Annotated in this window: 9 protein-coding genes; 1 reads left to right on the plus strand and 8 read right to left on the minus strand. The window is 42.3% G+C overall.

What is annotated here, in order from left to right; translation table 11 throughout:
• The first annotated feature begins 84 nt into the window (after positions 1-84).
• Positions 85-273 (plus strand): 50S ribosomal protein L28, encoded by a 189-nt coding sequence (gene rpmB, locus QDI94_RS05530; protein ID WP_015523414.1) that lies wholly within the window; start codon positions 85-87, stop codon positions 271-273.
• A 145-nt stretch (positions 274-418) separates the two neighbouring features.
• Here rpmB and QDI94_RS05535 read toward each other — a convergent pair whose 3' ends face one another.
• From QDI94_RS05535 to tsaD, 8 genes are all read right to left on the minus strand, one after another.
• Positions 419-2,005: a hypothetical protein gene (locus QDI94_RS05535; RefSeq protein ID WP_278867804.1), complete on the minus strand. Its 1,587-nt coding sequence runs from the start codon at positions 2,003-2,005 to the stop codon at positions 419-421.
• Positions 2,006-2,308: 303 nt separating this feature from the next.
• Positions 2,309-3,466 carry a hypothetical protein gene (locus QDI94_RS05540; RefSeq protein ID WP_278867805.1) on the minus strand — a complete coding sequence of 386 codons (1,158 nt, stop codon included), beginning with the start codon at positions 3,464-3,466 and terminating at the stop codon, positions 2,309-2,311.
• 182 nt (positions 3,467-3,648) lie between these two features.
• A complete protein-coding gene (locus QDI94_RS05545) occupies positions 3,649-4,527 on the minus strand; it encodes a cohesin domain-containing protein (protein ID WP_278867806.1) in 879 nt (292 codons plus the stop codon).
• A gap of 241 nt (positions 4,528-4,768) precedes the next feature.
• Complete coding sequence (locus tag QDI94_RS05550) at positions 4,769-5,860, minus strand: hypothetical protein (protein WP_278867807.1); 1,092 nt, start codon at positions 5,858-5,860, stop codon at positions 4,769-4,771.
• Positions 5,820-8,219 carry a hypothetical protein gene (locus QDI94_RS05555; RefSeq protein ID WP_278867808.1) on the minus strand — a complete coding sequence of 800 codons (2,400 nt, stop codon included), beginning with the start codon at positions 8,217-8,219 and terminating at the stop codon, positions 5,820-5,822. Before QDI94_RS05555 ends, QDI94_RS05550 begins: the two co-directional genes overlap by 41 nt.
• 155 nt (positions 8,220-8,374) lie before the next feature.
• Entirely contained in the window at positions 8,375-9,388 is a 1,014-nt protein-coding gene (gene galE, locus QDI94_RS05560) for a UDP-glucose 4-epimerase GalE (RefSeq protein WP_278867810.1), read from the minus strand.
• Between the two features lie 24 nt (positions 9,389-9,412).
• A complete protein-coding gene (locus QDI94_RS05565) occupies positions 9,413-9,931 on the minus strand; it encodes a peptidylprolyl isomerase (protein WP_176790450.1) in 519 nt (172 codons plus the stop codon).
• Between the two features lie 86 nt (positions 9,932-10,017).
• Positions 10,018-11,028 carry a tRNA (adenosine(37)-N6)-threonylcarbamoyltransferase complex transferase subunit TsaD gene (gene tsaD / locus QDI94_RS05570; RefSeq protein WP_278475500.1) on the minus strand — a complete coding sequence of 337 codons (1,011 nt, stop codon included), beginning with the start codon at positions 11,026-11,028 and terminating at the stop codon, positions 10,018-10,020.
• Positions 11,029-11,037 lie beyond the last annotated feature (9 nt).

Here is an 11,037-nt window from a genome sequence, read left to right on the forward strand (position 1 = left end):
AAAAACACTTGCATTTTCTCTCATTTTCTGTTATTATAACAAAGTTAGAAATAGAATTAGTTTTCTTTAAGGAGGTGCAGACGCATGGCAAAATGTGAATTCTGCGGTAAGGATGTAAAGTTCGGTATTAAGGTATCTCACTCACACAGAAGATCAAACAGAACATGGAAGCCCAACGTACAGCGTGTTAAGGCTATTGTTGACGGTTCACCAAAGCGTGTATATGCTTGCACCCGTTGTTTGCGTTCAGGTAAGGTTACCAGAGCTAACTGATTTTACAGATTACGAAACAGCTCCACTAAAAATAGTGGAGCTGTTTTTTTGTATTTTTATCAGAATTTTAAACCTCAATCACGGCACAGAAAGAGGGCTGACCTTTGTTTGGTCAGCCCTCTTAATTATTAGTCTTTATCAGCCGTTAAAGGATTTCTTCCTTCTTACGAAGAACGAACATTACACAAGTTGAGCCGATGAGAAGTGTAAGAATTACAACAGCCAGAGGAGCTTCACCTGTCTGGACAACGCCGTCATTGCCGCCGTTGCTGTCGGGTGTATCGGGAGTGTCGGATGTTGAATTGATTTTCTCTGTTACAAATTCTGTCTCAGAAGTCTGCGCAGGGATTTGCGTTGGCTTCTCGGTTGAAGCCGCTTGAGAAGTCGCTGTTGAAGATTCTGTTGACGGAGCCTCTGTCGTTTCAACCGTAGTAGGAGCAGTAGTTGTAGCAGGCTCAACATAAGTTGAAAGTGTAAGCATTGTAGAAAGGTCAACCTTTGCAGTGGCAACAGGGTCTTTTTTTACAATTTCCTTATCAACAAGAACAACTTCCTTGTCACTGTCTGTCATTTCGGTGTCAGGATCAAGCTCAGAAACACGGAGTACCTGAACAACAAGGTCAACAGTTGTAGAAACCGGAGCGACCTTTGAAATATCCTTTACATCAAAAACAATCCTTGCAAAAGGAGTTTTTTCACTGAAATTATAGAGCGAAAGGTCGCTTGCACAGAATCTAACATAACCTGTGCCGTCATCCTCATCACACAAGTTGACATAAGCGCCCTTGCCGTTCATTACAGGACAAACGGATTTTACATTGTTATCTTTTGAAAGGGAAAGAATTGCCGTGTCATACGAAATGTACCACTGCGTGTCAAGAACATTCTCAGCGGACTCTAAATTGTATGTAACCGTTACCTGATTTGTAGTCGGGTTGTACTGTGCAGTTGCCATCGGAAAATAATTTGATGTTGCATTAACTGTGAGTGCAAGCGAAGAAGCTTCGGAAGGCGAAGTTGCAGCAGTTGATTCGACAGCAGACTCTGTAGCCGCCGGTTTTGTCGCAGCTTTTGCGGAAGGAGCAGTTGTTGTTTCCTCCAAGGCAGTGTATTCTGTGGGAAACACACCGTCTTCGCCGTAATAATCACCGCTCTTAAGCTTTTCCTTTACAGGAACAGTACCGTACTCGCCGTTACCGTAGTAGTAAAACCATTCACCTGAACAGACTGATTTGCCCTCATCGTCAACAGATGTGCTGTCGGGATTGATGACATAAATCATATTATCAAAGTTTTTTACACCTTCAGGATAATAGTCGGATTTTTCAGCATCATAACCGACCAAAGCTATATCGGTTGTCTTATAAGCAGGAGCAATCTCAGAATTGCTTGAGCCGTCAGCGCCGTCAATAACATTATTCCAGATTACATTGTCAACATCCGTCGGAACATCACAATAGTATACATTCGGGACATCGGCTTTCTGAGCACAGTAACCGGGGAAAGCAGGAGGGCTGTCAGAACCGCTCTGCCAAAAAATATCTGTATCTGATGCGAACTCGTTTTCCCAGTAAGCAGGTTTATAGAAATATATACGGTAAGTCTTCGTGCCTTCAGAAGGAACATATCTGCCTTCATCGTCCGTATCGGCAGAAACGCTGACTGCAGCAACTGCAATCATTGCCATTGTAAGCATAACAGCCAATAAAAGACTTATAACTTTTTTGGACATTTTAAATATCCTCCTTATGAATTTCCGACACCATACTTGCATCTGTATGCTTATTATAGTATAAAACGCAGTAAAAATCAAGTGTTACAGGGAATTTTGAGTCTTAATCTCAATGTAATAACAACCAAATTTTTGTGTTAAATTCCACCAAATTTGCATTTTACTGAATTTTGGCATATTTTCATCCGTAATTTCCGCTTATTCAGTCATACATAAGAGAACAAATAATAAACAGTAAAGCAAAAATGCCCTCCGATTGGAGGGCATAAGCAATTATATTTATATATAATTATTCAAGTGAGATTATTCAAATCTCTTGCGTGTGTAAAGAACTGCACCGCCTGCAATAAGAACAACTGCGAGAGCTGCAGCTGCTGTTGCAACGCCTGTCTGAACTGCGCCGTTGTCACTTGTAGGTGTTGTGTCTGATGTAGAAACTGAATCTGCTGAAGATGTAGCATTCTTATCAGGAGCGGGAACTGTAGCAGTTGGGTTTGTGTTGCCACCGTTGTTGTTGGCACCGTTATTGTTGGCACCGTTATTGTTGGCACCGTTGTTGTTGCCACCGTTGTTGTTGTTGCCACCGTTATTGTTGCCGCCGTTGTTGTCGTCCGGAACTTGTGGCTTATTCGGCTGTATAGGTGTAGCAGGTTTAGCATCTTTGTCAAGAACATTGACTACACCATTATCCTTAGCCATTTCATAGTTAGGAAGTCCGCCGTACTCATATTTGCCATCTGCGTTCTTACCATAGAAGAAGTAGAAGTTACCGCCGTAAGATACCTTACCGCTGAGATCATTAACATCAGAGTTTTCAGGATCAATAACGAAAATCATGTTATCGAATGTCATTGAGATACCGAGGTCATACTCTGTCTCGATAAAGAAGTTATCCTTGAAGTTGCCGAGGAACGACTTATCATTACCCTCAACAGCCTCCTGAGCCTTTGTCCAGAACTCACTGTCTAACATATTGTCATAGTATTCGTCATCACCATCCGAATAGTACTGACAAGTCACATCCTTTGTCTGAGCAGCAGCCTCGTACTGTTCCTTGCTGTACTGATAAGTTCCATCAGTATATTTCTCACCGCCGTTAAGGTAGTTGTTGAAAATAATATTAGGTGCATCTGCAGGAAGGTCAATATAGAAGAGGTTAGCGTCTGCATCGTAAACCTGCATCTTGTATCCCGGCCACGGAGCACCCTTTGATGTACCGTCTTTAGACTCGCAAGCGTCTGTACCGCTCCACCAGTATGCACCGGCGTCTGATGCATTGAACTTTTCACTCTTCCATGACTCAGGCATAAAGAAGTATATTCTGTGTGTTTCTGTTACGCCCTCACTCGGAACGTAGCGACCATCATTGTCAATAGCTGCTGAAACGCTTACAACACCTACAACTGCAAGTGAAGCAACGAGAACACATGACAAAATGATACTAATAAGTTTTTTTGACATTTGAATCTCCTCCAAAAAAAATTTCCGATATCTATCGGTATGCATTAATTATATAACAAAAAATTGAAAAATGCAATCTTTTTAATTTATATGGAAGCAAAAAAATACACAAAATTGAAGTTACAATTTTGTGTATTTAGCGACAATATATGAATTTTTATCTATTAAACTCAAAGAAGATATCAATTTTCGTTATTTTCGTCCGAATTTACATTACCTAACGAATCCGATTTTTTCTTATCGTCTTTCTTCTTTACAAGAATTATCGCACCTGCTGCAAGCAATACGACCGCTATCGCAACGATGATAATAATTGTTGTGCTTGAACCCGAACCCGAACCGTTTGTTGATGTTTCAACAGTCTTTGTAACATCAACAACTGAGGTGCTTTTCTGGGTTGCAATGTATCTTTTCTCAACAATTACAGATTTATGGTCATCTTTGTTAGGAGTATTCTCCTCACCCATACCGTCAACATAGTTTATGAAGTCGCCTTGAAGTTTGTTTTCGCTTGCTTTCTTTTCATCAACAATCGGAACTGCATCCTGCTTAACCTCTTCACCGTTTACCCAAAGCTTACAGGTAATCTTATAAGACTTTAGGTAAGTCATATCATCACCGTAGATGTCAGAAATAAAATATGAAAGATCGGTTTCACCGCCCTTGAGAACCTTAAATTCTGCGGAAACAAGAGATTTGTTTGAATTAAGCGTCACAGGGTTCTGTACATCTGTCCATGTAAAGATATAATAATTCTTCAAAGCCGTGTTGCCCACTGAGTTAGGAAAGCTTTCACATTTAACCGAATCAGCATCCATTTTTAAATAAGCGTCATCATAGAAGAAGCTCATCTGAATGCCGATTACCTTTTCATTGGTCTGCGACATATAGACCGCATACTTTACAGTATCACCAACCTTGGCAGTTACGGAATCTTTGTCATCAGACGAGATTTTGATTTTCAAATCATCATCGGCAGCATTAACAGGAATACAAAAGCATGACGCTGTCATAATTGCGACAAATAGAATTGAAAGAATACTTTTTATTTTTTTAGACATTTTTTTCATTCCTTTAGTTTGATGTTTCTATTATATATCATTACAAAAAAAATTTCAATGAATATATTCACAATTTTCACTGAATTTTGTGTGAAAATTTACGAACGAAAATTTTCAACTGCAAAAACATCCAATTAACAGGAGGTTAAACAAAAACACCCCTCGGAGCACCGAGGGGTGAAAAATTATTTTTTTAAAACCGTCAACATCGTCAACAATTTTTTACAATCAGAAATTCAAATTACTTTGTGAATCTCTTTCTTGTGAAATAAACAACACCTGTAGCAGAAATAAGAGCTAAGAGGATAACTATTGCCATAGAAGCATTGCCTGTCTGTACTGCATTGCTGCTTGTGCCGTTAGCCGGTGTGTCAGGAGTAGCTGTGTCACCTGTTGACTGACCCTTTGCTGCAGCCTGTGAACCAGATGTAGCATCAGGTGTAGTAGGAGCTACTGTTGCAGGAGCATCTGTAGGCTCTGTTGTTTCAGGAGCTACTGTTGCAGGCTCTACTGTTGTAGGCTCTGTTGTTTCAGGAGCTACTGTTGTAGGCTCTGTTGTTTCAGGAGCTACTGTTGTAGGCTCTGTTGTTTCAGGAGCTACTGTTGTAGGCTCTGTTGTTTCAGGAGCTACTGTTGTAGGCTCTGTTGTTTCAGGAGCTACTGTTGTAGGCTCTGTTGTTTCAGGCTCTGTTGTAGCAGGCTCTGTTGTAGCAGGCTCTGTTGTTGCAGGCTCTGTTGTTGCAGGCTCAACATAAGCTTCTACCTTAGCCTCTGAGTTAATGTTATCAAAGATATCATTAGCAATGTCGCTGTTAACAACTGCCTCGTACTCTGAGTCTTCATCTGCATGACCTGTATCAGCGTTGAGCTTAGCAAGTGTAAGATCAACAACATTAAGGTTTACTTTTGTTTCACCTGCTGCCTTTACAGTAAATGCAGCCTCAACGAGCTTCTTACCGCCGGCAAAGTCGTAGAGTGAAAGACTTGAAGCGTTACCTTCATAGCTGTCAGTGTTGACAAGGCCATCATTGATTGCAGGCATTGTAAGTGAGTTGAGTTCAAGTGCATCCTTGTCGAATGAGAGTTTCCACTGAACATCCTCTACCTGAGCGTCCTTAGTATCAAGAACATAGTAAACAGATACCTTGTCGCCAACCTTGTATGTGCCTGTGCCGTTAGCCTGGCAGATGTTTGAAGAAGCTGTGATTGTAGCTTCGTCAGAAGGAGCCTGAGGTGTAACCTGAATAAATGCCTTTGCACCCTGCTTTGAAGGATAGTCAAAGTTTGTAAGGTCAAGTGTAAGTGTTACATTTAAGAGTGTGTCCCTCTTCATAACCAAGAGCTACTGTATCGAGAACCATATTCTCACCGTTGTATGTAAGAGCATAGTTTTCGCCAACAGGAGCACCGTTCTCTTCTGCCGGAAGACCCCAGCTAGCAGCCCATGAACCGTTTGCAGCAAACTTAAATTCATAGCTGTCTGATGATACTACATTTGTATAAGAAATCTTATAAACTTTATCAGCAATCTTATCCATCTTGTTTGAAGCAGCATCAACACCCCATGCTACACCGTTGAGCCAGCCTTCGTAGCCGTTACCTACTGCTGTAATATACTCAACTTCGAGATCTGTAACAACCTTAACTTTGTCACCTGTTACATTAATTTCGTTTGTAGCAGGATTGAATGTTACTGTTACATCACAAGTATCTGTTACATTGAATGTGAGGTTATCTTTGTATTCTTCGCCGATACCAAACCAAGTCTGATTCCAAACTTTGTCGCCTGTTTCAGGATCTGTACCTTCTACATTCTTAACTACCTTAATCTGATAGTCTTTGCCTGCAGGAGTTGCAGTGAATGTCTTTGTGTACAAGTCGCCGTCTTTTGTCATAACATTCTGAGCACCGCCTACAGGATCACCAATCCACTTAAGACCGGCAAATTCTTCTGAACCGGCTACTACATAAATAGGATCTGCTGCAGGAGCAGGCTCTGTTGTAGGCTCTGTTGTAGGAGCTACTGTTGTAGGCTCTGTTGCAGGAGCTGTTGTAGCTTCTTCTGTTGTAGGAGCTTCAGTCGGCTCTTCAGTTGTAGGAGCTACTGTTGTAGCCTCTTCAGTTGTAGGAGCTACTGTTGTAGCCTCTTCAGTTGTAGGAGCTACTGTTGTAGCCTCTTCAGTTGTCGGAGCAACTGTTGTAGCCTCTTCAGTTGTAGGAGCTACTGTTGTTTCTTCTGAAGAAACAGGAACTGAATCTGTCTTACAAACAGTTACGAACTTATCATAGTTCTCCTGATTGAGACCAAAGTTTGTAATCTCTACTTCTTCTTCTGTAATTGTGTAGTCTGTGTCAGGATCAACCTTTGAAAGACGAAGTACCTGTGCATCGAGATTAACTGTTGTTTCAGTAGCTGAAGGATCAATTACTTCAAACTCAGCTGAAGCAAATACGATTTCCTTTGAAGTTGAGTTATAAAGACTGAGGTTTGTACCGGTAGCACCGATCTCGCCCGGAATCTTCTTGTTGAACATGTAGCTGCCCTGGCTGGGATATTCAAAAGAAGTTGACTTATTTGTATTATCTGTTGGCTTGAGTACGTTTGAATCATAGTACATAAACCACTGGAAGTCAAGCACATCCTTGTCCTTAGACTGGAATACATAAGTAACCTTGAATGTCTTCTGGTCAGGGCTAAGAACGATCTTCTTCTCAGGGAAGAGGTTTGAAGTAGCCTTTACTGTAAGACCATTTTCAGCAGCAGCTGTTGTAGCTACCTCTGTTGCAGGCTCAGTTGCAGGCTCTGTTTCAGGAGCTGCTGTTGTAGGAGCTACTGTTGTAGGAGCTGCTACTGTTGTAGGCTCTTCTGTTGCAGGCTCTGTAGGCTTGTCACCTGTTACAATGTCAATCTTGCATCTAGCACCCTGCTTTGTTGCATAGCTGAAGTTTGAAAGGTCAAGTGTAAGAACCATATCATAACCGTCATCGTAACCGGCTTCATCGGTATCAACAACCATATTCTGGCCATTGTAAGTAAGGTCGAACCACTCGTTGAGCGGAGCACCGCCTGCCTCAGCAAGGCCCCAGTTGTCTGCCCAAGAACTGTTTGCAGCAAACTTGAACTCATAGTTCTCGTAAGCGTCAAGGTTCTCGTAGGTAATCTGATAAACCTTTGAACCCTCAGATGTTTCTGTTAAGTTGTTAACATCAGCATCTAACTTCCAGTCCTTAGCATGGAGCCATTCACCAAAGCCGTTACCTACAGCTGTAACATGGTCAATAACAAGGTCTTTCGGAATATCAACGCCGTCACCTGTTACATTGATTTCCTTTGTTGTTGGGTTGAAAGTTACTGTTACATCACAAGCAGTTTTTACATTGAATGTGAAGTTCTGTTCGTAGCCGTCACCGATACCAATCCATTCTTCACCGTCGTTTTTAACGACTTTGAACTGATAGCCGTTGCCGACTGCTACGTTGGTAAATACTTTTTCGTAGTTACCATCGCCGTTTGCTGTCATTACATTATCTCCGCAAGTTGCTGCAGTCTCAGCCCACTTGTAACCTGTGAGTTCTTCAGAACCGGATACGAAATATGTATCGCCGGCAGCAGAAACGCTCATTACAGTTACAACGAGTGATGTCACAACAAGCATCATAGACAGTAAAAGGCTAAGTGCTTTTTTGAACATTTTCTTTTTCCTCCTTATGTGATAATGCTTCTATAAGCATTATCATTATACAACAATCGACCATTAAAAGTCAACTGTAAATGACCTTTAACCGTAGATTATTTTACAAAATATTGTTTTTTGTAGGATTGCACAAATTAAATGATGATAATTTGTTATTTGTAACCATTAACATTGTTAGATTGCCAGTTCCAACTGTCTCTGCACATATCCTCAAGGTTCTTTTCGGCAACCCAACCAAGCACATTTTTGGCTTTTGTTGCGTCGGCAAAGCATTCTGCAATGTCGCCTGCACGGCGGGGCTTGATTACATAAGGAATTTTGATTGAATTTGCCTTTTCAAAAGCCTTTACAATATCAAGAACGCTGTATCCGACTCCCGTGCCGAGGTTAAACACCTCTGTTCCCTTATGAACTGCGGAATATTCAATGGCCTTAACATGACCCTTTGCAAGGTCAACAACATGGATATAGTCACGCACACCTGTGCCGTCATGAGTCGGGTAATCGTCACCAAACACACCAAGACATTTGAGTCTGCCTGCGGCAACTTGAGTTATGTACGGCATAAGGTTGTTCGGGATTCCGTTAGGGTCTTCGCCGATTCTGCCGCTTTCGTGAGCACCAATCGGGTTGAAGTAACGGAGAAGAACAACAGACATATCGGGATTTGCGTTTGCGGCATCCGTAAGAATCTGTTCCATCATAAACTTTGTCCAGCCGTATGGGTTTGTCGGAGAACCCTTTGGCATTGTTTCAACAAGCGGAACTGTTTCGGGTGTGCCGTATACCGTTGCGCTTGAGCTGAAAATAAAGTTATTTACACCGTGTTTCTTCATTGCTTCAAGCAAAGTGAGTGTTGAATCAATATTGTTGCGGTAGTATTCAACAGGCTTTTCGCAGCTTTCGCCTACTGCTTTAAGACCTGCAAAGTGAATTACCGCATCAATCTTATTTTCCGAAAAAATCTTTTCAACGGCATCCCTGTCACAAACATCGGCTTCATAGAGGGAAATTTTCTTTCCTGTAAGCTCTTCCACTCTTTCAACCGCCACGGGACAGCTGTTTGAAAAATTATCCGCAATTACAACATCATGACCTGCATTGATAAGCTCAACACAAGTGTGCGAGCCGATATATCCGGCACCGCCTGCAAGCAAAACATTCATATCTATTTTCCTTTCGCAATTATATCAGCACTTTTTTGGGTCAGGGTAGTCAACGCCGAAGGTTTCGGCGGTAACCTTTGCCATAACCTGTGGGTCAAGCGGTTTGTCAGAATAGTCCGTGTCACATTCTGCAATTTCATTTACAACATCCATACCCTCGATTACCTTGCCGAAAGCGGCATACTGACCGTCAAGGTGAGGAGCGTTTTTGTGCATAATGAAGAACTGCGAGCCTGCGGAGTCGGGCATCATTGAGCGAGCCATTGAGAGAACGCCCTCTGTGTGTTTGAGGTCGTTTTCAAAGCCGTTTGCGGCAAATTCGCCCTTGATTGAATATCCGGGACCTCCCATGCCCGTGCCTTCGGGACAACCGCCCTGAATCATAAATCCGTAGATTACACGGTGGAATGTGAGACCGTCATAGTAACCCTTGTTTACAAGGCTGAGAAAATTATTTACAGTATTCGGAGCAATTTCGGGATAAAGCTCCGCTTTGATTATTTTTCCGTTTTCCATTTCAAAAGTAACAATAGGATTGCTCATTTTAAATCATCCTTTCGGTTTATTAACACTATTTTAGTATATTCTTGATAAAATAGCAAGTGTTTTAGTGATTATTTGCGAATAAGTCAGCCTTTTTCAATACTCATTGTAGCAAAAGCATTGAGGTCTGTTCCTGCAATATTTCCGCTGAGAAGCTCGTAATATCCCTGTGAACCGACCATGGCGGCATTGTCGCCGCAAAGAGATTTTTCGGGCATATACATTTCCCAATCACGCTTTTTACACTCTTCTGCAAGGGTTCTTCTGAGAAGTGAATTTGCCGAAACACCGCCTGCGATTACAAGCTTTTTCTGCTTCAAGTCCTCAGCCGCCTTGATAAAGTTTGTAACAAGGCAATCAACAACGGCATAGCGGAATGACGCGCAGACATCGGCTTTGTTAAGCTCAACACCCTTTTGTGCCGAATTGTGAATGAGGTTGATTACGGCTGTTTTTAGTCCCGAAAAGCTGAAATCATACGGTGCGTCATGAACCGAGGGACGGGGAAGCTTGAATGCAAACGGATTGCCGTTTTCCGCAACTCTGTCCATTTCAATTCCGCCGGGATACGGCATTCCCATTGTCCTTGCGGCTTTGTCAAAAGCCTCGCCTGCGGCATCATCACGGGTTTTGCCGATAATTTTCATCTTTGTGTAGTCCTCAACCATAACAATGTGACTGTGACCGCCCGACACAACAAGGCAGAGGAACGGCGGTTTTAATTCTTTATTTGAAATATAATTTGACGCAATATGCGAACGCAGATGGTGAACAGGCACAAGGGGAATTCCTGTTGCAAGTGAAAGTCCCTTTGCAAAATTCACCCCCACAAGCAACGCTCCGATAAGTCCGGGGGCATATGTAACGCCGATTGCGTCAATATCCGAAAGCGTGCAGTCTGCATTTTCAAGAGCCTGTCTTACAACAGGAACAATTGCCTCTGCGTGACGGCGTGATGCGATTTCGGGAACAACACCGCCGTAAAGCTTGTGTTCCTCAACCTGAGAAGCAACCACCGAGGAGATTATGTTTCTGCCGTCCTCAACAACCGCTGCCGCAGTTTCGTCACAGGACGATTCTATTGCGAGTATCTTCATAATTTTCCT

The sequence above is a fragment of the Ruminococcus bromii genome (assembly GCF_928721825.1).
Taxonomy (GTDB): domain Bacteria; phylum Bacillota; class Clostridia; order Oscillospirales; family Acutalibacteraceae; genus Ruminococcoides; species Ruminococcoides bromii.

Bases quoted from the DNA above. Each gene is read 5' to 3' on its own strand.
- rpmB (WP_015523414.1), top strand. From the start codon at position 85: ATGGCAAAATGTGAATTCTGCGGTAAGGATGTAAAGTTCGGTATTAAG.
- QDI94_RS05535 (WP_278867804.1), bottom strand. From the start codon at position 2,005: ATGTCCAAAAAAGTTATAAGTCTTTTATTGGCTGTTATGCTTACAATG.
- QDI94_RS05540 (WP_278867805.1), bottom strand. From the start codon at position 3,466: ATGTCAAAAAAACTTATTAGTATCATTTTGTCATGTGTTCTCGTTGCT.
- QDI94_RS05545 (WP_278867806.1), bottom strand. From the start codon at position 4,527: ATGTCTAAAAAAATAAAAAGTATTCTTTCAATTCTATTTGTCGCAATT.
- QDI94_RS05550 (WP_278867807.1), bottom strand. From the start codon at position 5,860: ATGAAGAGGGACACACTCTTAAATGTAACACTTACACTTGACCTTACA.
- QDI94_RS05555 (WP_278867808.1), bottom strand. From the start codon at position 8,219: ATGTTCAAAAAAGCACTTAGCCTTTTACTGTCTATGATGCTTGTTGTG.
- galE (WP_278867810.1), bottom strand. From the start codon at position 9,388: ATGAATGTTTTGCTTGCAGGCGGTGCCGGATATATCGGCTCGCACACT.
- QDI94_RS05565 (WP_176790450.1), bottom strand. From the start codon at position 9,931: ATGAGCAATCCTATTGTTACTTTTGAAATGGAAAACGGAAAAATAATC.
- tsaD (WP_278475500.1), bottom strand. From the start codon at position 11,028: ATGAAGATACTCGCAATAGAATCGTCCTGTGACGAAACTGCGGCAGCG.